Here is a 21854-nt window from a genome sequence, read left to right as displayed (position 1 = left end):
ACATGTCATAATCCTCAACCTGTCTCAGAGCAGTGCAAATTTAATATGATAAAGCTATTATCCATCTAATATTTCAGATAAATCAAAAGTTTACAATTATCCGATATCCCCAAATCAATTTTACGAGGATTCATACAATGGACAAGTACGAGCAGGTAATCGAGCTGGCCAAGAGGCGCGGCTTTCTCTGGAACTCTTTTGAACTGTACGGCGGAAGCCGGGGTTTTTACGATTACGGGCCCCTCGGCTGCACGTTGAAGCGCAGGATCGAGCAGATCTGGAGGGAGTTTTACGTAATTCAGGAAGGCTTTATGGAAATCGAGTGCCCCACAATCGGGATCGAGGACGTCTTTGTGGCCTCGGGGCATGTGGGAGGATTTTCGGACCCTCTCTGTGAATGCAAGGAATGCGGGGAAGCCTTCCGGGCCGATCACCTTGTGGAGAACATTATGGCTGCGGCCGGGACTTTGAATGCGGAGCAGCTCACGCAGGTTATTAAGGAAAATGGAATCACCTGTCCTGAATGTGGCGGGGAATTTAAAGACGCCTACGAATTTAACCTGATGTTCAAGACCACAATCGGGCCCGGGACCGGTAGACAGGGTTATCTCAGGCCTGAGACGGCTCAGGGGATGTTCGTGGACTTCCAGAGGCTGTCCCGCTTCTACAGGGAAAAACTGCCTTTCGGGGCTGTGCAGATCGGAAAGTCTTACAGAAACGAAATTGCTCCCCGTCAGGGCGTAATCCGCCTTCGGGAATTTACCCAGGCCGAGTGTGAGATCTTTACCGATCCCCGGAATAAGAGCCACCCGAACTTCGAGCGTTTTGCAGACAAAGAACTTACCCTCTACTCTCAGGAAGGGCAGGAGAAGGGCGAATCCATGCGGATGACCGTCCGGGAAGCAGTCGAAAAGGGAATCATTGCTCACGAGTTTCTGGGCTACAACATCGCCCTCACAAACGAGTTTCTGACCAAGATCGGGGTAGACCCGACAAGACTCAGGTTCAGACAGCACCTGAAAAAAGAGATGGCCCACTACGCCATCGACTGCTGGGACGCTGAAATTGAAATGGACCGCTTCGGCTGGGTCGAGACTGTGGGAATCGCTGACAGGACCGACTACGACCTGAAAGCTCACGCAAGGGTCAGCAAGACCGAACTTGCGGTCTACGTGGAATACCCTGAGCCCAAAATGGTCACAAGCTTTGTTGTGAAGCCAAACATGGGCAAACTCGGGCCTGTATTTAAAGGGAAGGCAAAGGTCGTTTCCGAGGCCCTCAAAGCCCTCTCCAGAGAAGAAATTTCCAGGGACGAGATCAAAATTTCCGTGGACGGCGAGGAAATCACGATCAGCTCCGACATGGTGGGCTTTGCGGAAGAAACCGTAAAGGTCAGCGGGGAAACCGTCATTCCTCACGTAATCGAACCTTCCTACGGGATTGACAGGATCTTCTACGGGGCCATGGAACACGCCTTTGAAGAAGAAGACGTGGCCGCAAAGGCAGCCGAGTCCGGGCTTAAAGGGGCCGGGGAAGCAAACAAAGAAAACGCAGAGAGTGCAGTCGAAGCAGAGGGCGAAGCCGAAGAAGCGACCCGGATTGTAATGCGCTTTTCAAGTGCAGTTGCCCCGGTCCAGGTGGCAGTCCTTCCACTCATGACCCGGAAGGAACTCGTAGCCCCCGCAAAGGAAATCATGGCAAAGCTCAGGGAAAAGAACCTTCTGGTCGCCTACGACGATTCCGGGACCATCGGACGCCGCTACCGGAGAAACGACGAAATCGGGACCCCCTACTCCGTCACCGTGGACTACGCCTCTCTGGAAGACAAAACCGTCACCATCAGAGACAGGGACTCCATGCGACAGATCCGGGCCCCGGTCGAGGGAATCGAGGACGTGCTTTACGAAATGATCTACAAAGACAGGAGTTTCGAATCCGCAGGCGAGTCCTTTAACTTCTGAAATCTACCTGCATGTCAACTTAAAGAACCAGAGATGGACACGGATAAACACGGATTAAAGTCATCTGTGTTTATCCGTGGTTTATTATCAGATTTTAGAATCAATACATGCAGGCTAATTTTTGAGGCCGCAGGAAAAGCTTGCAAACATGCGGCAAAACTTTTTATTATCTGTAACTTTTTTTATAGATTGGAATAAGGAATGAGTGAGATATACTATCAATTATTTTTGTTTACCATTCCTTAACCACGGAAAAGCACGGAAAGACACGGAAACCGGCCTTCGGCCGGTGAATAAGCTGGATTTTTATATAATAGGATTCAAAAACGCTCCTGGATTCTTGAAAAAGGACTTAAAAATGCCAGAACAACCATAATTGCCGTCTTCCGGCCTTTCTTTTTCCGTGTATTCCGTGTGTTCCGTGGTTTGAATGCCCACACCAAACATCACTTAACATAGAAATATAAACTGTATGAGTATAAAGTGATTCACTAACTGAAAATATGAAGTTATTTTTCGGCCATTCCTAAGCAGAAATCTAAACTTTTATTGTTACCATTCCTATAAAACAGAACTAAAAAGGGGCTACATAATGAGCGACAATTTCTTTATTGACGGGGTTTCCTGTATCAAGCACCCCCTTATAAAACCCGATACCGTGCAGCAGAGGCTTTATCAGTTGAATTTAGCCGGAAGAGCCCTTGGGGGCCCGAGCCTGGTCGTGCTTCCGACGGGCCTGGGAAAAACCATCATAGCCCTTTTTGTCATTGCCTCGCGGCTCCAGCGTTTCGGGGGAAAGGCCCTGCTCCTGTCCCCGACAAAGCCGCTTGTCGAGCAGCACGCTTCTTTTTTCAAAAGGGTCATGAACCTGCCGGAAGAGGAGGTCCTGACCTTTACGGGAAGTCTGGCCCCTGCAAAGCGGAAGGAACTCTGGGAGAGGGGAAAACTGATCATCGCCACCCCGCAGGTGATAGAAAACGACATCCTGACAAAACGGATCAGCCTTGAAGACGTCACCCATATAACCTTTGACGAGGCGCACAGGGCTGTCGGGAATTATGCTTATACATTCATTGCGGAAAAGTACTTTGAAACCGCAAAAGAGCCCCACATCCTGGGGATAACCGCAAGTCCGGGCAGCACCAACGAAAAGATCTCCGAGGTCTGCGAGGCCCTGCACATTGAAAACGTGGCCGTGAAGACCGAGCAGGACAGAGACGTTAAGCCCTATGTGCATGAGAAGGACATCGAATGGGTGAAGCTCGTGCTCCCGGAGGAAATGGGAAAAATCCGGGACGAACTTGAGAAGATCGTGGAAGAACGTCTGGCAAAAGTCGAGGAACTGGGCTTTTCGGCCGGGCGCGGGAAGTACGTGTCCAAAACAGACCTTCTGGACCTGCAAAAACGGCTTCAGGGCGAACTCCGGGAAGGGGGAAACCCGGCCGTTTTTACAGCTATCTCCGTGGTTGCCGAGGTCATGAAGATAAACCACGCCGTGGAATTAGTGGAGACTCAGGGGTTTATAGCCCTCAAAAAGTATCTGGAAAAACTGGAAGCTGAGGCCTCTTCAAGAGGAGCAAGCAAGGCTTCCCGAAGGCTTATGGGAGATCCCTATATGCATGAGGTGATCCATTCCCTGAAAGATTTCGGGACCGAACACCCGAAACTCAAGTGCACGCAGGATATAGTGGCCGACCAGCTTGAGGGCAACCCTGACTCAAGGGTAATTGTTTTTACAAATTACAGGGACACGGCCGAGATGGTGGTAGCAGCCCTGGCCGAACTTCCGGGAATTTCCCCGGCCCGCTTCGTGGGGCAAAGTTCCCGTTATAAAGACAAGGGGCTTTCCCAGAAGAAACAGGTGGAAATCCTAGATAAGTTCAGGGCAGGGGAATACAACGTCCTTGTGGCAACCTCCGTTGCGGAAGAGGGGCTGGACATCCCTTCAACGGACCTGGTGCTTTTTTACGAGCCCATCCCCTCGGAGATCCGGAGTATACAGAGGAAAGGCAGGACCGGCAGGCAACGCAGGGGAAGGGTTATCGTGCTTGTTACAAAGGGGACGAGGGACGAGGCCTATTACTGGAGCAGCAAGAACAAGGAAAAAAGGATGCTGAACAGTATGCAGGGCCTGCAGGAAACCCTGGGCCCGAAAAAAGGACCGGCGTTTGAAGCACCGGAACTCATGGCGTTTGAAGATGGGACCGGAGAGGAGATTACTGGGGAGATAATTGCCGGAGAGGAGATTACTGGAGAAAGATTTACCGGAGAGGGAGTTACCGGAAAAGAAGAAAGCCTAGAAAAGCAAAGGACCCTGGGAGATTTCAAAGTTTCACCCAAAGCAGGGGAAGAGGGCAGCCTGAGGGTGGTCGTGGACCACCGGGAAACCAAGAGCGGGGTTGCAAGAGCCCTGGACCGGCTGGGTATGGAACTCAGTTTTGCGGCTCTTGAGGTTGGCGATTACGTTGTTAGCGACCGGGTGGCGGTTGAGAGAAAGCGCACGGATGACTTTGCAAGTTCACTTATCGGCGGGAAACGCAACCTTTTTGCCCAGCTCTCGGATCTGGCCCGGACCTATGGAAAACCTGTCCTTATAATCGAAGGGAATGAACTCTTTACGGCCAGGCAGCTTTCTCCCAACGCCATCTACGGAGCCCTGGCATCCATTGCACTCGATTTCGGGATATCGATCCTCTACTCCCGGGACGAAGAGGAGACGGCCTCTATTTTGAAAATACTTGCGAAACGCGAACAGGTCAAGGAAAAAAAAGAGATCAACCCACACGGGAAAAAGTCTACCGGAACCCTTGCGGAGCAGCAGGAGTACCTGGTATCCTCGATCTCGGACATAGGCCCGAAAGCGGCCAGGAACCTGCTTTTGCATTTCGGGACCGTGGAGGCTATCATGCGAGCGGACCAGGATGAACTGAAAAAAGTAAAGATGATCGGGCCAAAGACCGCGGCCAGGATTCTGGAAGTCGTGAAGACACAGTATAAAGCTTGAAGTCTCTGAAAAGATAAAACATCAAAAAATCAAAACTGTTAATCAAAACTGTTAATCAAAAAAATTAAAAAATAGCCCGGGTTCTGGAGATTGCAGGAAATCCGGGACCTGCGAAAATTCAATCCCGCTGGCGTAAAGCAGGATAGAACCACAGGCAGACCGCGAAAATTTTAGTGCGGGCCGGAGGCCTGCAAAGCCGGACTGTTTGAAAGCAGCCGTTACTTTAAAAGGAAAAGTGACGGCTGGTTAACTCTTTTTTAAAATTGCGTGTTTCTTTTTTATGTGGTATCCGAACACAGTATTTCCCTGTTCCGTTAGTACACAAAAGAGGAAAATTGCCCACCCTATAGGAAATAGGAAAAGCAATCCGCAAATCAGGCCCAAAAAAATAAACAGATATGAGACCAGATCGCTGGACAAATTATCCATGCTTCATCACCTCTCAAAATAAAGACTGTTTGTTCTTAAATATAAAGACACCTAAAATAAATTTACGATAAATCGTGACAAATAGAAACCCCCTATTGAGAGGGTTTTTGGAAAAACCGGTTTTTATTGTAATGATAAATAGTAATAGATAGGGACTTTTATGTAAAAGCGGAAGATAATTTGAAAAAAAAATCAAAAATAGACCCTCCTCCAGTACCGAAAAAACTTATTTTCCAAAAAACCATGAGATTCATCCCTCAGATATGGGGAAAACAACATTTGAAAATAGAAATCATAACCATGATGATTAATCATGGAGATTATAAAATAATAAAAGAAGTAAAATATATAACAGTATATATAACCTGTATAAATTATGAAGAGGATATAAAAATGAAGCTATAAAATACCTGAGGAAAAAAAGAAAAAACGATATCAGCAGACATAAATAAATCGGGGAAGAGAGACTGTATTCAAAGAAGGGAAAAAATGCATGAAAAAACAGATTTTTTCTTCATACCATCAGCCGGTAAGTCAGGGCAGAAAATAGGAGAGAAAGCAGAAAAAAGTAGAGAAAAATGGAGAAAGGAAAAATGGAGAAAAAAAAGGGAAAAGAAAGGGAAAGAAAAAAGAGTAAGTTAAATCAACTGTCCCTCAAATTGGCTTAAATTTTCTTTAAGCGTTCAATGAGAGTCAACCCTTTCTCAATCAGCCCAAAATCCTCATCAATCCTTCGCGGATCCTTTTCTTCCTGCAAGGAATCTGCAATACCGATTAATTTTCTAAAGAGCAGGACTTCAAGCTCCTTACCTGCCCATCCGGATTCGGAAAGGGTTTCAGGAAGGGTTTCGGAAAGAGAAGTTATTTCGGCTTTTCTCACATCCTTTTTCATGGAAGCTGCCTCACTTTTGGAGAAGGCTTCCTCTACTGTTTCCCTGACCCCCACATGAGGTCCCTCTTTTTTCGCAAACCAGGGTTCTTTTTCGGGAGCTGCCCCCGCAGAACTTCCGGTTTTGGAGTTAGAGGCGGAAACGGGCTGGCTTTCGGGTGCAGGCCCGGAAACCGGGGGGTTTTGGGGAGAGACCGGAGTTTTTTCTGGAGAGACCGGAATTTCCTTTACTTCTTCCACCCTTTTTTCTTCTTCTTCCTCCTGGACATCACATATAGGACAGATTACTCTGCCCTGATAACGAAACTTCGGAGCGCCGCAGTTATTGCAGTGCTCGGCAAGCATTGTCCCCCCGAGTTCCAGGAAACGAGCAATTCTTTTTACCTTTTTATCTTTTTCAGAGTCCATATATCAAGACCTTCCTCTTGCACAGATATATAGGTACCATATAGTGCCCAATTCCATATAATAATCATATATAATATACAAGTAATATTATATCTTGTGTTACATATAAGCTGAGTGAGTTCTAAGCTTTCTTAAAATCACAAGGATAACGTTACACCATGTACGTAAAACAAGGAGAAATCAGAGTTAAATTTGATGAGATAATTTCAATACTTCACTGCTATTCCACAAGCATTATAGCAAAAAAGGAGAATATAGTATAAAGTTGGGGTCGAATCAAAGTGATGGTTAAGCGTGTTGAGCAAATACAATTTCGTTCCGATGAAATTGGTGATTTGTGCCATAAATCCAAAAACCTGTATAACTTTGCAACCTACATAGTTAGACAGGAGTTTTTCAAAAACAAGAAATGGATAAGGTACAAGAAACTCTATAAACTCGTAAAGGATTCGGAGCCTTACAAAGAGCTTCCGGCCCAAACTGCTCAACAGACTCTAAAAGTGCTTGACAGTAACTGGAAATCTTTTTTTGAAGCTATGAAAGCTTTCAAAAAGAATCCTGAACTTTTCACAGGAAAACCGAAACCCCCTTACTACAAAGAAAAAGATGGAGAGTTCCTGTTAGTTTTTACCAATCAGCAGGTCAGGATTAAAGACGGAAAACTCAAGTTTCCCAGAGTAGTTCCATTGTCCATCCAGACAAGACTTTCTGATAATATAAATTTAAGAGAAGTCAGGATCATTCCAAAACACGTAGGGTACACCTGTGAAATCGTTTTTGAAACCGAAATAAAAGAACCTGAACCCATTAATTCTGGAAGAATCCTGGGAATTGACCTGGGAGTTGTCAACCTCGTAACCATTGGAAACAATTTTGGTGAAGTTCCAATTATTGTTAAGGGCGGAGTTGCCAAGTCCGTAAACCAGTTTTACAACAAAGAAAGAGCAAAGCTCCAGAGCATTTATGAGTCCCACGGGCTCAAAACCGGTAAGAAAATAGAAGTCCTTACCCACAAACGAAACTCAAGGATTAAAGACACACTTCACAAACTGAGCAGGGCAATAATAGACTATGCTCAGGAGATGAAAGTGGAAAAAATTGTCATCGGAAGTAACCCGTTCTGGAAACAAAAATCCAACATGGGCAAAAAAAATAACCAGAAGTTTGCTCAGATTCCCCACAGTACTCTTATTTCAATGGTCGAGTACAAGGCCGAGAAAGTTGGAATTTCAGTTGAAAGGATCGAAGAGTCCTATACAAGCAAATGCTCTTTCCTTGATAATGAACCAATGGAGCACCGGGACAAATATCTTGGAAAACGGGTAAAAAGAGGACTTTTCCGGAGTGCTGCCGGAGTTCTCCTTAATGCTGATGTAAATGCAGCATACAACATGATTAGAAAAGCAGTCCCTAATGCCTTTGCAGAGGGGATAGAGGGTGTTGTGCTTCACCCTGTTAGTGTTAACCCACTATACAAAGAACAGTTTATATCACAAATTCATGATTGTTTGTGATACTAATTAGAGCTTTTCATAGCATAACAACACCTGTTCTGCAGTGTTATAAGAAAACTTCTGTCTTATGAAACTACCTTGTCCAAAATGAGATTGCTTCCTCGGAGCTAACCACCCCTCAAGCTCAACTACCCCACGTTAAAGCAATGGAGTTTCCTGCTAAGGTTTTATGACAAAAGGAGGGCTGAAGAGGGAGCAGGTCCGGCTTTCTGTAAGGGGTCACCGATAAGATTTTATATAACAAACCTATCTTACATTAAATTAGCTAATACTAATTTTACATTATAATCAACTATTAAAAAGAATCAATCACTGAAGGTGATTTGAATGTCATCAGTTGATCCAGCAGAAGTTATGAGACAGTGTCTTCAGGTTTTAGATAGTATAACAAGCGACTCCTCAGTTCCAAGAAATATAAGGCGTTCAGTAAACGAAATGATAAGTATCCTGAACAATAAATCCGAGCCCGTATTCCTGAGAGCTGCATCCAGCATCTCAATTCTTGAGGACATAAGCAACGACCCAAACCTTCCTCTTCACACAAGAACCCTCGTATGGAACCTCTCCAGCCAGCTTGAAACAATCCCCGTGGACGATTAAAAAAAACAGAACTTATTCCTTAAAACCATTATTTCAAAAACAAAAGATTAAAGTCCGTACTCGATTTCATTCTCACAAAAAAACAGAAGCTTTGAGATCTGAAACGGGCTGACATAAGTTTTTGCTTATCCCTGATGATAAAATTTGAAATCAACTCATTCTGAAAACAGAACTAACAGGGATGCTTGAAATAACCACCTTTTAGCCTGCGTATTGTAGCCCTCAGGGGCTCTTATACCAAAACTTTTTTTTCTACCGGGTGAAGATGGAAGAGGAATCCACATTCAGGCCTGAGAATTCATATATCGAAACTTTTTTTTTGAGAACCCGGGGAAAAACTCGACGAGCCGGAACCGGACGTATCATTTAAAAAAAGGGGATGCCAAAAAAGAAGATACCGATAGAAATAATATATATCGGAGATTTAACACCGGGAAGCATCCGGATAAGTTCCGGAAAGTTTTAACAAACAGGCTTTCTGTTAATCAGTTATTAACAAAAATTCACTGAGGTATTCATCAGGGGGTAATGGAAAATATGCTAAGGGAAATCTCGGCCCGGATCAGGGAAAATTTTGAAGAAAAGGACGGAGTTAGGGAAGAGGGGCTTAAAATCTCCCGCCAGGTTGTCCGGGAATGCAGGACCGCTACTTTCGCCCTCCACGGGCAGGATTTTGAAAAAGCGGCCGGAAGAATCGAAGAAGCCGGAAAAGCTCTTTTGAGGCTTGAAGACATCTTCGAAAAACATGCCGATATCTATCATGCAGGCTTTGTAGACCATGCCCAGCAGGAGTTTGCCGAGGCTTCAATCCTCTACGAGTTGCTCCGAGAGGAAGCGGGAACCGGAGAAAAAACAGGTCCGGAAAGAAATGTAGAAAGCGGAGAAAAAACGGGACCTGAAGTAAAAGAGGAGTCTGGGAAAAAAACAGGACCCGGACCAATCCCAACCCCTGAAACCCTCGGGATGGGATACGCGGCTTACCTTAACGGCCTTGGAGATGTTGCGGGGGAACTCAGAAGGCATATTCTGGACCTTATCCGGCGGGGAGACGTGGAAAAAGCCGAAGTGTTTTTAGGGATTATGGAAAATATCCATGCGGTTCTTCTGGACTTCGATTACCCGGATGCCATAACGCACGGGCTGAGGAGAAAAACCGATGTAGCTCGCAGCCTTGTGGAAAAGACCCGGGGGGACCTGACAAACGCCATCCAGCAAAAAAAACTTGAGGCAGCAATGCGGGAATTGGAGCACCGGCTGACAGGAAGCGGGCCGGACTGAAAGAAAGCGGTCGTTTAACTAGCAGAAAGCTTAATCATAACAGAATTTTCACAATTATTGAAATCACAGGATGGTACCCATGAGATTCGATCCCGAGAAGATAAAAAAAGAAGCAAAAGAAAACTTTGACCTGGCCTGGAACGAAGGCAAAAACCTCATAAAAACACCCCTTTTAAATGAGCGCTACCCGCGGATCACCCTCACTTACGGAAAGGTCCACCCGGTCTATGACACCATCCAGCGCCTCAGGGAAGCCTATCTACGCATGGGTTTCAGTGAAATGATGAACCCGCTCATCGTGGACGAGCGGGAAGTCCACAAACAGTTCGGAAGCGAAGCCCTGGCCGTACTGGACCGCTGTTTTTACCTCGCAGGCCTTCCCCGCCCGAACGTGGGGATTTCTGACGAGAGGATTGCCAGGATAAGAGAAATCCTGGGAGATATCGATGACGAGGGAATTGATGGGATAAGGAAAGTCCTCCACTCATACAAGAAAGGAACGGTCGAAGGAGACGACCTTGTGCCTGAAATCTCGGCCTCTCTCGGGGTCTCGGATGCCCTTGTCGCGGAAATGATCGACCAGGTTTTCCCTGAATTCAAAGAACTTGTCCCCCAGTCGGCCGGAAAAACCCTCAGGAGCCACATGACCAGCGGCTGGTTCATCTCGCTTGGGGCCCTGCTTGAACGAGAAGAGCCTCCTTTCCATTTCTTCTCGGTGGACCGCTGTTTCAGGAGAGAACAGCAGGAAGACGCCTCCAGGCTCATGACCTATTACTCAGCCTCCTGTGTGATCATGGACGAGGACGTGACTGTGGACCATGGAAAAGCCGTGGCCGAAGGGCTGCTCTCCCAGTTTGGTTTTGAGAAGTTCATCTTCAGGCCGGACGAGAAAAGAAGCAAGTACTACGTGCCCGATACCCAGATCGAGGTCTTTGCCTACCATCCAAAACTTGTCGGTTCGAACTCCAAGTACTCGGACGGCTGGATCGAGGTTGCAACCTTCGGAATTTATTCCCCGATCGCCCTTGCGGAATACGGCATTCCCTGCCCGGCGATGAATCTGGGGCTCGGGGTCGAGCGCCTGGCCATGATACTCCACGATGCCCCGGATATCCGCTCCCTGAGCTATCCTCAGATCCCCCAGTACTGTGAATGGGAAATGAAAGACAACGAAATTGCAAAGCAGGTCTACGTGGACAAAGTCCCGGAAACTCCCGAGGGCCGGAGGATTGCGGCTGCGATTGCCACCCAGTGCGAGCTTCACGGAAGCGAGCCCAGCCCCTGCGAGTTTCTGGCCTGGGAAGGAGAAATCTCTGGCCGTAAGGTAAAAGTTTCCGTAATCGAGCCTGAGGATGACACGAAACTCTGCGGACCCGCAGCTTTCAATGAGGTACTGGCCTACGAAGGGGATATCCTGGGGCTTCCGCAGAACAAGAAATGGAAAAAGGCCTTTGAGAATCACTCCGCACGGACAGGCATCCGCTTCATAGACGCTTTTGCCTCTCAGGCTGCCACTGAAATCGAAGAAGCTGCAAAAGCCGGGGAGTCCGAACACATAAGCAGGGTCAGGATCGTCAAGGTGCCTTCTGAAGTAAACCTGAAGATAAAGCCCCTGACCCAGCGTTACATCACGAGCGGGAATAAGAAGATCGATATCAGAGGCCCGATCTTTACCACGGTTAAAGCAGAGTTCGAATAAGGCAAACGTAAAGGTAGAGATATAGAAAAAAAGTAAAAAAAGGAGAGCATGCAACCTTCAAGATTTCCGGAAATCAACCGGCTTATGGAGATTGGAGAGCCAGTTTGCATAAGCTTTGAAGCAGGGGAAAAGGAGGCAAAACCCTCAACCCTCCTTTTCTGCGAACTGGTCCGGAAGGCCAGGGCCGGGGAGACCTTTCGGGTCTCAGGCCAGCGTTGCTCGGCAGGGGCCTACGTGCTGGGGCTTTCCGATCTACCTCCCTCGGAATATTATTTGAAATCCGGAAGGTACCGGGACCTTGAAACTGCTGAAAAAGCAGCTGTGGGGCTTCCGAGAATTGCCAGGAAATACTCTTTTATGAGAATCGAGCCACTCTCCGAAAATCGGGGAAAATTCGATGTGCTCATACTCTTCCTGAAGCCTGAAAGAGCCATGCGGGTGGTGCAGGCTTTTGCGTACGCGGAAGGAGCCAGAGTCGAGGTGGATACGATAGGCGCGGCCTCCATTTGCGGAGACTGCACCGCTCTTGCTCTTGAAAACGGCCTGGGACTATCCTTTGGCTGCAAGGGCTCCCGCAAGCACAGCGGCTATAGTGACACGGAACTCCCCCTGGGAATTGCTTTTGAAAAAGTGGAAAGCATTGAAGAAGGGCTTTCTAAACTTCCTGCGACCAAAGCTTAAGGAAAAGAAAGCAGAAACCCGGAATCACAGATCCGGAAATCACGGATCCGGAAATCGGTATATTTTCTTAAGTGGAAAAGGATTTTAGAGATTCAATTACGATTTCGAATCTCTCAAGGTAAGGAGATTCCGCTGCCCCGGTAGAGGGTAAAATGAACATCAAGGCCAGTAAAATCAAAATAAGAATAATACAGTACTTACATAGCTTTCCTAAAATAAAACGGACCGGAAGACCACGTACTTTTTTTCTCAGATCAGCTTTAATTTTTTCCTGATCATTAATTTCCATGAAGGCTTAAGGGGGCTGAGCAGCCCCTCCTTATAGGAACCGTTTTTAAACTGAATGGCTCCCGGACTGTTTTTACATATTGCGTTTTTAAGCCATTCCGGAGGGTCCCTGGAAATAGAAAAAGGCAGGGTAGAACCTTGAAAAGTAAGAGAAGACCTGAAAGGGGCATAAGAAACAATACTTGACCTGAAAGGACCCGGGTTGCCTGAATAATAGCCCCCTACGGGAACAAAAGAAAGTTAATAAGTCGGGGGAGAACACTGAGTATCGGGAGAAAACGGGACAGGACTCCGGGAATCCGGAGAAAAACCGGAAGAATCCCCGGAGGCAAGGGGAGAATTGGAAGAAACAGGAGAAACGGAAGAAACAGGAGAAACGGAAGAAACAGGAGAAACGGAAGAAACAGAGGAAACGGAAGAAGATCCAGCTGAAACTTTATCTCTGGAAAGTTTTTCAAATACCCCGTCAGAAGATAGGGACGCTTCGTATACGTTTCTTTTTTGAGGATCATAAAGGGTTTCGTAAGCTTCCTTGATTCTTATGAAGATTTCCTGGGCATCAGGAGCTTTGCATTTATCCGGATGATATTTCTTTGCAAGCTCATGATACCTTTCTTCGAGTTCTTCAGCGCCTGCGTTCCAGGAAACCCCCAGCAACTCATAGTAATTCATTGCTTTTTCCTCCTGAAATTCCACTTAATCCACTCAATCCACTCAATCCACTCAGTCCACTCAGTCCACTCAGCCATAACCCAAAAATTTTTGAGCTATTGAGTCCGTTAATCATTGAGTTCCGGAGGCCTCTCGATGGAAACGGTCTGAAGGTTGCCGGTATCAAGATCTCTGGCCGTGGCGTTTATCAGGCCGTTGACATCTATATCAAAGGTGACTTCTATCCTCGGGACCCCTTTCGAAGCAGGCGGGATATTTTTAAGAATGAGCATCCCCAGCATCACATTCCTGGACGCGGCCTCTTCTTCTCCCTGAAGAATTTTTCCCCTCACGACTTCCTGATTATCATAATGTGTTGTAAATATTTTGCTATTTTTTGCAGGGATCGTCATGTTCCTGGGAATTATGGGCACCGCAAAATCCCCCACGGTCTCAAAGCCAAGGGTCAGGGGCGTTACGTCAAGGAGCAAAAAATCGGGCTCTTAAGCCCTTCCTGATGCTTTCAGGAATTCATTTCCGAGAATCTCCGCCTGTAAGGCCGCTCCCATTGCCACGACTTCGTCAGGGTCAATGTTCTGAAGCACCTTTTCCCCCATGGAATCTTCCACCAGTTTCACCACAGCAGGAATTCTGGTAGAACCTCCAACAAGAATTACGTCATCAATGTCCCGGACTGAAAGTTTTGAGTCTTCCAGAGCTTTTTCCATAATTGATACCGTTTTTTTGAGCATTTCCTCAATCATTGCTTCAAACTGTTCCCGGCTTATTTCCAGTTCCAGTTTTTTATCCTCAAAAAGGTAGGGGATATTCAGCAATTCACGTTTTGAATATTGACAGCGAAAGAATGAAAGGAATTATGACACCAAATTTTTTAAAAAGTCACTAAACGGATGAAAGGAATTAACAGGAACTATCTCCTTATTTTATCACCCCACATCCAGAAAGTTTGAAATTATAAGACAAGTGATTGTTGTTTTTTCTTGTAATTGAAAACGTCTGAAAGGTCTGGAATCGGCAAATAAATTCACACAGTCATGGAACTCAACTCCGCAAATCGGCATCATATGAAATTATTAAATTTATTAACGATGAATAAATAAGTCAATGTTTGGATAATCTTGTACTTTTCCGACGCTTCCCAAACAGAAAAAATCAGTATAAATAATATTTATTGCAAAATGTAAAAATATTAAACCTTCGTTTGCATACGTTTATAGTCAAAACTGGATAGCTGAAAACCCGACAACAGAAGGTGTAAGCCTTTGCCCCTCAGAATTCAGAATTATTTTTGGCTCACCAAGTTCTATTAATGCAATACAGGAATTTGTGGTCCCGAGATCGATACCAAGTACTTTAGTTCCGGTATTTTCCATAGTATCCCCCACAGTTCCATTAGAAGACAAATGAGATTAATTTTTCTATATAAGTTTTGTAATATGAATCTTGATTTATTTTAAACTGATGCAGAGCGGTAAATAAGGATAGAAATTTACATTTGAGAGTCTTTTTACTCTGTTTTAGTCTATAGGATGGTTTTATATAGAAGTACAAACATTTAAAATGCGTTTTCAATTCAGAGAGCTACAACTCAATCAATTTCACGGTAATGGAGGTTCAAATACATGGCAGCAGGACAACCAATTTTCATTTTAAGAGAAGGAAGCAAGAGAACCAGAGGAAGAGACGCTCAGAGCAACAACATCATGGCCGCAAAGGCAGTTGCTGAGGCAGTCAGGACCACTCTCGGCCCCAAGGGCATGGACAAGATGCTCGTGGACGGCATGGGTGACGTGGTCATCACAAACGACGGAGCAACCATCCTCAAGGAAATGGACATCGAACACCCCGCAGCAAAGATGGTCGTTGAAGTCGCCAAGACCCAGGACGAGGAAGTTGGAGACGGAACCACCAGTGCAGCTGTGGTTGCAGGAGAACTCTTAAAGAAAGCTGAGGATTTAATCGAGCAGGAAATCCACCCCACTATCATCGCCTCAGGATACAGACTGGCCGCCGTAAAGGCAATCGAAGTTCTGGAATCCCTTGCCATGAAAGTCGAGATGTCCGACAAGGAACTCCTGATCAGCATTGCCGAAACCGCCATGACCGGTAAAGGCGCAGAGTCCTCAAAGAGACTCCTCTCCGAAATCTCCGTTGCTGCAGTCACAAGCGTTGTAGACACAAACGAAGACGGAAAGAATACCGTTGACATGGAAAACATCAATGTCATCAAGAAAGTCGGCGGAAGGGTCGAAGACTCCGCACTTATCAGTGGAATGATCCTGGACAAGGAAAGAGTCCACACCAACATGCCTGAAAAGGTCAAGGACGCAAAAATCCTCCTCCTCAATACCGCAATCGAGCTCAAGGATACCGAAGTGGACGCAGAAATCTCCATTACCTCCCCTGACCAGCTCCAGTCCTTCCTGGACCAGGAAGAGAAAATGCTCAAGGATATCGTGGGCAAGGTCATAAACAGCGGGGCAAATGTAGTCTTCTGCCAGAAAGGCGTCGAAGACCTTGCCCAGCACTACATGGCAAAGGCAGGTATCTTTGCAGTGCGCAGAGTCAAGAAGAGCGACATGGAAAAACTCGCCCGCGCAACCGGTGGAAAGCTCATCACCAACCTGGACGAGACCACCCCCGAAGACCTCGGTCATGCAGAACTGGTAGAAGAGAAGAAAATCAGTGGAGACAGTCTGACCTTCATCACCGGCTGTGACAACCCCAGAGCAGTGACCATCCTCCTCCGCGGCGGCACCGAGCACGTTGTGGACAGTATCGACAGCGCCCTTGAAGACGCAATGCGCGTCGTTGGTGTTTCAATCGAAGACGGAAAGCTCGTTGCAGGCGGCGGCTCTCCGGAAGTCGAAGTCGCACTCAGGCTCCAGGAATACGCAGCAACCCTTGAAGGCAGAGAACAGCTCGCAGTCAAGGCCTACGCCGAAGCCCTCGAGGTCATCCCGAGAACCCTTGCAGAAAACGCAGGACTCGACCCCATCGACATGCTCATGGAACTGCGTTCCCAGCACGAGAAGGGCATAAAGACCGCAGGTCTCAATGTCTTCGAAGGCAAAGTCGTTGACATGTGGGAGTGCTTCGTTGTCGAACCCCTCAGAGTTAAGACTCAGGTCATAAACGCTGCAACCGAATCCGCAGTCATGATCCTCAGGATCGACGACATCATCGCATCCACCCGCGCACCCGCAGGTCCTGAAGGCGGAATGCCCCCAGGAATGCCTCCAGGAATGGGCGGTATGGGCGGAATGCCTCCAATGATGTGAATACGAATTCTGAATAACACAATAGAAAAAAAGAAGGGGCAGTTTTTACACTGCCCTTCTTACGATATTTTCATACAGTTCCGATCTGTTCTAGAATTTTCCTTAAAGCCGGATATGTTCTAGAATTTTTCTTCAAGTCAGCCCTTTTTCCGACTTTTTCTGAAAATCAGCTTTTTTCAAGACATTTCAATATATCTTCGGCTTCGAACCCCGGTTTTATGATGCGGGTCCTGCCTCTCTGTCCTTTGCCTGAAAAGTCTGCGTCCACATAATTTAAGGACTGGAGTTTGTTGACCATTCCGTAAAAACGGGTATAGCCCAGGTCCGTTGATTCATGAAAGTCCTTATAGAGTTCTCCTGCCTGGATTTCCCCGGTTTTTGCCACCAGTTTGAGCAGAGTTTTTTCAGAGGCTGAAAGGTTGTTTATGCCCCTGCAGAGGTGCAGAATTTTGGAGGATTCATAGGCTTTTTCAACGTCAGCAACAGAAACCGTGCAACTGCCCCGAAACTCGGCGTTCAGGCCCGAGCGTTTCAGAAGATCGATTCCGACCCGGAGGTCCCCGGTCCTTTCCACGTATGATACGACCAGTTTCAGGACTTCTTCCGGGACAACCTTTGGGTAAAAACCGTACTTTGCCCTGTCCCCCAGGATGTCCTTAATTTCAGAGTACTCGTAGTGAGAAAAGGAGATTTCTTAGGGCAAAAACACGGAGTTGACCCGGGCATCAAGCTTGTAGAGATCTGACGCGTCGTTCAGAATCCCGAGTTCCGCTTCGGGAGCACGGGGTCCGTTTCGTTCGCTTTGCTCACTCAAGCAGACTAACATGTCTAAAAACCTGATTTTGTGATCTCATCTATGACCTGTTTCTGAATTATCTAAAAAGTAAACTATTTCTGAATATTCCTTAAAACTGGTATATTTTCCGACTTTTTCTGAAAATCAGCTTTTCTCAAGACATTTCAGTATATCTGCGGCTTCAAACCCCGGTTTTATGATGCGGGTCCTGCCTCTCTGTCCTTTGCCTGAAAAGTCTGCGTCCACATAATTTAAGGACTGGAGTTTGTTGACCATTCCGTAAAAACGGGTATAGCCCAGGTCCGTTGATTCATGAAAGTCCTTATAGAGTTCTCCTGCCTGGATTTCCCCGGTTTTTGCCACCAGTTTGAGCAGGGTTTTTTCAGAGGCTGAAAGGTTGTTTATGCCCCTGCAGAGGTGCAGAATTTTGGAGGATTCATAGGCTTTTTCAACATCAGCCACAGAAACCGTGCGACTGCCCCGAAACTCGGCGTTCAGGCCCGAGCGTTTCAGAAGATCGATTCCGACCCGGAGGTCACCTGTCCTTTCCACGTATGAGACGACCAGTTTCAGGACTTCTTCCGGGACAACTTTCGGGTAAAAACCATATTTTGCCCTGTCCCCCAGGATATCCTGAATTTCAGAGTATTCGTAGTGAGAAAAAGAGATTTCTTCGGGCAAAAACACGGAGTTGACCCGGGCATCAAGCTTGTAGAGGTCCGAAGCATCATTCAGAATCCCTAAAACCCCTATCCGGACCCCCGGAAACTGTTCATGGGCCCGCAGAAGCGAATACATGACCTCATTTGCGTGGCCTTCGTAGCAGAGGTAGTTAAGGTCGTCGAGAGCCACAAGCAGCACTTTTTCGGAAGAAATAAGGGAGTCCACAATGGTTTCAAAAAGTTTTCTGAACGCCACCCCGGAAGTAGGAGGAGAAATCCCAAACATTTTTTTGTAGATCCGGGAAACGACCGCAAAGCGCGTCGAGTCGATCTGGCAGTTGATCTTCACGGTCACCACGTTTTTCGTGTGGGCCTCGATTTCCCTGAAAACCTTCATGACAGCACTGGTTTTTCCGGTGCCTGGAGGCCCCACGAGCAGGCAGTTTACCGGCCTCATGCCCCGAAGTGCAGGCCTGATCGCAAACCTGAGCGTGTTTAACTGTGTGTCCCTGTGGGGAAAATAGTCCGGCAGGTAGTCCGGTTCAAGCACTTCAAGATCCTTAAAAAGAGTCTCGTCCCAGAGTAGCATATTATTATCAATCAAAGGCAGGTGCTCCATCCATATATTGAAACAGGGGTTGACGGGAAGGCAGAAATGTAGACAGATTGGATGTAATACAGTACAGATACAAGATATATAAGAGGTACCTGATTAAATATATTTCAATATAGTTTTGAAGGTTTAAAGAAAAGATAGAAATTGAAATTGCATGGAGATTGAAGCTGCGGTAGGTATATTTTACAGGTGCTTTATAAAATAACGGTAAGATGGAAATTGAAGCAAAATTCTTAATAAAAGATGAAGAAAGCTTTCGGGAACTGGAAGCTCTTGACAGTTTTGGAAATTATGCCCTTTCCGTGGGCAAACTCCAGCAGATAGAGGACACCTTTCTGGATACCGAAGACCAGGAGATAACAGCTTCAGGGTATTATCTCCGACTCCGGAAAACCATTGGAGAAAAAGGGCATTGGGTGACTATAAAAAGCCTGGATGGTTTTGAGGGTGGCAGACATAAAAGGGAGGAATATGTGGGGTTTCTCCCGGCCGGGATGCCGCTACTCGAGTGCTCCGAAGCTTCGGTTCGGAACAGGATTTTTGAGATGGTCGGAGACACTGAACTGCGCCCCCTCATAAAACTCAAACAGGAAAGGCTTTTCAGGCAGATGGAAATGGGCGGGCGACATGTTGCCGAACTTGCCCTTGATAGGGTAGAGCTGAAAAGCGAAGCCCGGAAACAGTCCTATCTGGAACTGGAGGTGGAACTCAAAGAGGGGGGGACGGAAGAGGACCTGAGTGTGATTGCAGATTTTCTGCGTCAGACCTTCCAGCTTGAGCCGGGTTCCTATTCCAAATTCGAGCGGGCCCTGCTCTTCAGGGAAGGCCTTGGGGAAGAAACCGTCCTGAGTCCCGCAGAACGGGCTTTCTGTACCCAGCTTGAACCCCACAGGAACATCTATGGAAAATGGGCAAGAATTCTCCTCGCCCACGACCGGGGCCGGGCAGGAGCCGAAATCAGCCTTTCCCAGAAAGTTCCGGAAACTGAAATCAATGTTTTCCTCTCAAAGTTTGAAACAGAAAGGCTTTCCATCTTCCCCTTTGTCCGAAACGAAAACGCAGCCCGAAAAATCCATTTCCAGCCCCATGGAAAAAACCCGGTCCAGGCCTGGGCAGAAAGGGAAAATGCCGAAGGAAAAAGAGAGTGGAAGACAGGAAAGGAAGAGAGAGGAAAGGAAGAGAGAGGAGAGGAAGAGAGAGGAGAGGAAGAAAAAAATGAGGAAGCGATAGGGGAGAAAAAGAGAGGAAAGGAAGAGGTAGGGACTTCCCCGGAAACCCTGCTGGAACTCTACGGGACGGACAAAGAAAAAGCTCTCAGGGTGAAGGCCCGGGCCCTCAAGCTTTTTGACGGCCTTTTCCCCTACCACGGTCTGGGAGCCGAGGAAAGAAAACTGCTTGAACTTGCGGCTCTCCTGCACGATATAGGAAGCAGCGTCTCGAAGAAAGATAAGACCAGGCTTGGAAAAGAAATCATCCTTTCCCGCCCCCCAAAAGGTCTTGACATCAGGACACTCCGCCTGCTCGCTCTGGTCCTGGACCTTCAGGCCCCCGGAATAAATGAAAAAACCCTGAAAAACGCCCTGGAAGAATCCCATCTCAGACTTTCCCCAGGCTTCCAGAACAGGGCCCTGGTGCTTGCGGCCTTCATACGGATTGCAGCTCTCCTTGAGGAAGAGGAGGAAAGTGGAAAGCCTGCGTCCTCTGTCCAGCTTGGAAAAATCCGACAGCTCGAAGAGGGACTGGAAATAGAACTTTCGGGATTAGGGGCTGGAAAAGCTGCAAAAAGGATAGAAAAAAGAAAAGAATTCTGGGAATATCTTTTTGAAACGAAGATCGGGATTACACCCATAAAAAAACCGCCTGAAACCGAAATAGAAGAAGATAGAGATTCCGAAAGTGAAGAAGGAGAAAAAGAAAACGGGGAAAAAGAAAACGGAGAAAAAGGAGAGAAAGGTGGAGAAAAAAAAGGAGGGGAAAAAGGAAAGGAAAAAAGGGAAGGGGATAAAACCGGGGTAAAAGATAAAAGCCTCAAAAAAGGAACTGTCAGCAAAAAAGTAATTATCAGACCTGAAGATTCAATGGCCAAAGTTGCCCGCAGGATCTTCTCCTACCAGCTCGGAAAGATGCTTGCCCATGAAAAAGGAAGCAGAAAAGGGGACGATATTGAAGAACTGCACGACATGCGGGTTGCCATCCGGAGGATGTGGGCCGCCTCCGAAATTTTTGAAGATTACCTAGACCCCGAAGAATTAAAACCCCACCTGAAAGGGCTTCGCACAACCCTCCGGGCCCTCGGCGGCGTCCGGGACCAGGATGTTTTCCTGGAAAAGGCAAAACATTACCTGGAAAACCTTCCCGCCGGGCAGGAGCAGGCTCTTGACCCCCTTTTTGAGGCCCTTGAGAAAGAGCGGGAAAAGGCCAGAAAAACAATGCTTACTTACCTGGACAGTGAAAAATACGCCCGTTTCAAAAAAGATTTTGCAGCATTCCTGGCCGTCCCCGGAGCCGGGAGACTTCCCACGGGCACGGCAAAACATGATGCATTACCCCACAGGGTAAGGAACGTCCTGCCCTCCGTAGCCTATTCCCGCTTTGCGAAAATCTCCGCCTACGCTGAATGGGTAGAGGGACCTTACGTCTCAATTGAGAAGCTGCACAGACTCAGGATCGCAGCCAAGGGGTTCCGCTATACCTTTGAGTTCTTTGAACAGGTACTCGGGGAGGAAACAAAAAGCACAATCAAAGAATTTAAAGGCCTGCAGGACCTGCTGGGAGACATCCACGATGCGGCCGTGGCAATCGAGCTCCTGAACTCATATCTCAGAACCGGAACCTGGGGGCCCCTACTTTCACCATCTCCCTCTCCCTCTCCTCTCCCCAAAAGCGAAAAAACAGCCTTAAAAAAGGTAATTAAAGGCAGAGAAGGAGTGGAAGCCTACCTGGAATACAGAGAAAAGGAACTTAATTCCCTGCTTGACAGTTTCCCTGAGGCCTGGGCAAAGAGCCAGAGCAGAGAATTCAGACAGAGGATCGAAAAGGCGCTTGAGAACCTTTATTAGAATCAGGAAGCAAAATT

Annotated in this window: 15 protein-coding genes and 2 pseudogenes; 11 read left to right on the top strand and 6 right to left on the bottom strand. The window is 47.1% G+C overall.

All coding sequences use genetic code 11. The annotated features are described in order from the left end of the window. The first annotated feature begins 137 nt into the window (after positions 1–137). The 4 genes from glyS (at position 138) to ACZ5QV_RS07435 (ending at position 6036) form a co-directional block, all read left to right on the top strand. A complete protein-coding gene (glyS, locus tag ACZ5QV_RS07450; protein ID WP_464601909.1) occupies positions 138–1961 on the top strand; it encodes a glycine--tRNA ligase in 1824 nt (607 codons plus the stop codon). A gap of 592 nt (positions 1962–2553) precedes the next feature. After that, complete coding sequence (locus tag ACZ5QV_RS07445; RefSeq protein ID WP_464601908.1) at positions 2554–4965, top strand: DEAD/DEAH box helicase; 2412 nt, start codon at positions 2554–2556, stop codon at positions 4963–4965. 609 nt (positions 4966–5574) lie between these two features. Beyond that, a complete protein-coding gene (locus tag ACZ5QV_RS07440) occupies positions 5575–5799 on the top strand; it encodes a hypothetical protein (protein WP_464601907.1) in 225 nt (74 codons plus the stop codon). Between the two features lie 84 nt (positions 5800–5883). Further along, the gene (locus ACZ5QV_RS07435) at positions 5884–6036 is read left to right on the top strand and encodes a hypothetical protein (protein ID WP_464601906.1); all 153 of its coding nucleotides are present in this window, start codon (positions 5884–5886) and stop codon (positions 6034–6036) included. Positions 6037–6058: 22 nt separating this feature from the next. Here the strand turns inward: ACZ5QV_RS07435 and ACZ5QV_RS07430 are convergent, their stop codons facing one another. Further along, positions 6059–6691, bottom strand: coding sequence for an Sjogren's syndrome/scleroderma autoantigen 1 family protein (locus ACZ5QV_RS07430; protein ID WP_464601905.1), 633 nt, complete (start codon positions 6689–6691; stop codon positions 6059–6061). 284 nt (positions 6692–6975) lie between these two features. Here ACZ5QV_RS07430 and ACZ5QV_RS07425 point away from each other — a divergent pair, with 284 nt between their 5' ends. The 5 genes from ACZ5QV_RS07425 to ACZ5QV_RS07405 all read left to right on the top strand — a co-directional run bounded on the left by ACZ5QV_RS07425 (position 6976) and on the right by ACZ5QV_RS07405 (position 12463). Next, on the top strand, positions 6976–8205 hold the full coding sequence (locus tag ACZ5QV_RS07425; protein WP_464601904.1) for an RNA-guided endonuclease InsQ/TnpB family protein: 1230 nt from the start codon (positions 6976–6978) through the stop codon (positions 8203–8205). A 327-nt stretch (positions 8206–8532) separates the two neighbouring features. Continuing rightward, the gene (locus ACZ5QV_RS07420; RefSeq protein ID WP_464601903.1) at positions 8533–8805 is read left to right on the top strand and encodes a UPF0147 family protein; all 273 of its coding nucleotides are present in this window, start codon (positions 8533–8535) and stop codon (positions 8803–8805) included. Between the two features lie 528 nt (positions 8806–9333). Further along, on the top strand, positions 9334–10083 hold the full coding sequence (locus ACZ5QV_RS07415) for a translin family protein (protein ID WP_464601902.1): 750 nt from the start codon (positions 9334–9336) through the stop codon (positions 10081–10083). A gap of 79 nt (positions 10084–10162) precedes the next feature. Next, positions 10163–11782, top strand: coding sequence for an O-phosphoserine--tRNA ligase (sepS, locus tag ACZ5QV_RS07410; protein WP_464601901.1), 1620 nt, complete (start codon positions 10163–10165; stop codon positions 11780–11782). Positions 11783–11830: 48 nt separating this feature from the next. Beyond that, complete coding sequence (locus ACZ5QV_RS07405) at positions 11831–12463, top strand: DUF169 domain-containing protein (protein WP_464601900.1); 633 nt, start codon at positions 11831–11833, stop codon at positions 12461–12463. A gap of 528 nt (positions 12464–12991) precedes the next feature. Here the strand turns inward: ACZ5QV_RS07405 and ACZ5QV_RS07400 are convergent. From ACZ5QV_RS07400 to ACZ5QV_RS07390, 3 genes and pseudogenes are all read right to left on the bottom strand, one after another. Next, on the bottom strand, positions 12992–13447 hold the full coding sequence (locus ACZ5QV_RS07400; protein WP_464601899.1) for a DnaJ domain-containing protein: 456 nt from the start codon (positions 13445–13447) through the stop codon (positions 12992–12994). An 83-nt stretch (positions 13448–13530) separates the two neighbouring features. Next, positions 13531–14238 (bottom strand): annotated as a pseudogene (locus tag ACZ5QV_RS07395) (Hsp70 family protein). Positions 14239–14655: 417 nt separating this feature from the next. Further along, a pseudogene (locus ACZ5QV_RS07390) lies at positions 14656–14796 on the bottom strand (Hsp70 family protein); the annotation flags it as partial. A 249-nt stretch (positions 14797–15045) separates the two neighbouring features. Here ACZ5QV_RS07390 and thsB point away from each other — a divergent pair. After that, positions 15046–16704 carry a thermosome subunit beta gene (thsB, locus tag ACZ5QV_RS07385; protein WP_464601898.1) on the top strand — a complete coding sequence of 553 codons (1659 nt, stop codon included), beginning with the start codon at positions 15046–15048 and terminating at the stop codon, positions 16702–16704. A 166-nt stretch (positions 16705–16870) separates the two neighbouring features. Here thsB and ACZ5QV_RS07380 read toward each other — a convergent pair whose 3' ends face one another. Next, the gene (locus ACZ5QV_RS07380; RefSeq protein WP_464602062.1) at positions 16871–17353 is read right to left on the bottom strand and encodes a Cdc6/Cdc18 family protein; all 483 of its coding nucleotides are present in this window, start codon (positions 17351–17353) and stop codon (positions 16871–16873) included. 291 nt (positions 17354–17644) lie between these two features. After that, entirely contained in the window at positions 17645–18751 is a 1107-nt protein-coding gene (locus tag ACZ5QV_RS07375) for an ORC1-type DNA replication protein (RefSeq protein WP_464602061.1), read from the bottom strand. Between the two features lie 239 nt (positions 18752–18990). Between ACZ5QV_RS07375 and ACZ5QV_RS07370 the strand changes: the two genes are divergently transcribed. Continuing rightward, positions 18991–21837 carry a CYTH and CHAD domain-containing protein gene (locus ACZ5QV_RS07370; protein ID WP_464601897.1) on the top strand — a complete coding sequence of 949 codons (2847 nt, stop codon included), beginning with the start codon at positions 18991–18993 and terminating at the stop codon, positions 21835–21837. Positions 21838–21854 lie beyond the last annotated feature (17 nt).

The organism is Methanosarcina baltica (genome assembly GCF_055394095.1).
This window is presented reverse-complemented; position numbering and strand designations above follow the sequence as displayed.

What these genes read in the sequence shown, in the direction of transcription:
- glyS (WP_464601909.1), top strand. Translation starts at nt 138, where the DNA reads ATGGACAAGTACGAGCAGGTAATCGAGCTGGCCAAGAGGCGCGGCTTT.
- ACZ5QV_RS07445 (WP_464601908.1), top strand. Translation starts at nt 2,554, where the DNA reads ATGAGCGACAATTTCTTTATTGACGGGGTTTCCTGTATCAAGCACCCC.
- ACZ5QV_RS07435 (WP_464601906.1), top strand. Translation starts at nt 5,884, where the DNA reads ATGCATGAAAAAACAGATTTTTTCTTCATACCATCAGCCGGTAAGTCA.
- ACZ5QV_RS07430 (WP_464601905.1), bottom strand. Translation starts at nt 6,691, where the DNA reads ATGGACTCTGAAAAAGATAAAAAGGTAAAAAGAATTGCTCGTTTCCTG.
- ACZ5QV_RS07425 (WP_464601904.1), top strand. Translation starts at nt 6,976, where the DNA reads ATGGTTAAGCGTGTTGAGCAAATACAATTTCGTTCCGATGAAATTGGT.
- ACZ5QV_RS07420 (WP_464601903.1), top strand. Translation starts at nt 8,533, where the DNA reads ATGTCATCAGTTGATCCAGCAGAAGTTATGAGACAGTGTCTTCAGGTT.
- ACZ5QV_RS07415 (WP_464601902.1), top strand. Translation starts at nt 9,334, where the DNA reads ATGGAAAATATGCTAAGGGAAATCTCGGCCCGGATCAGGGAAAATTTT.
- sepS (WP_464601901.1), top strand. Translation starts at nt 10,163, where the DNA reads ATGAGATTCGATCCCGAGAAGATAAAAAAAGAAGCAAAAGAAAACTTT.
- ACZ5QV_RS07405 (WP_464601900.1), top strand. Translation starts at nt 11,831, where the DNA reads ATGCAACCTTCAAGATTTCCGGAAATCAACCGGCTTATGGAGATTGGA.
- thsB (WP_464601898.1), top strand. Translation starts at nt 15,046, where the DNA reads ATGGCAGCAGGACAACCAATTTTCATTTTAAGAGAAGGAAGCAAGAGA.
- ACZ5QV_RS07375 (WP_464602061.1), bottom strand. Translation starts at nt 18,751, where the DNA reads ATGCTACTCTGGGACGAGACTCTTTTTAAGGATCTTGAAGTGCTTGAA.
- ACZ5QV_RS07370 (WP_464601897.1), top strand. Translation starts at nt 18,991, where the DNA reads ATGGAAATTGAAGCAAAATTCTTAATAAAAGATGAAGAAAGCTTTCGG.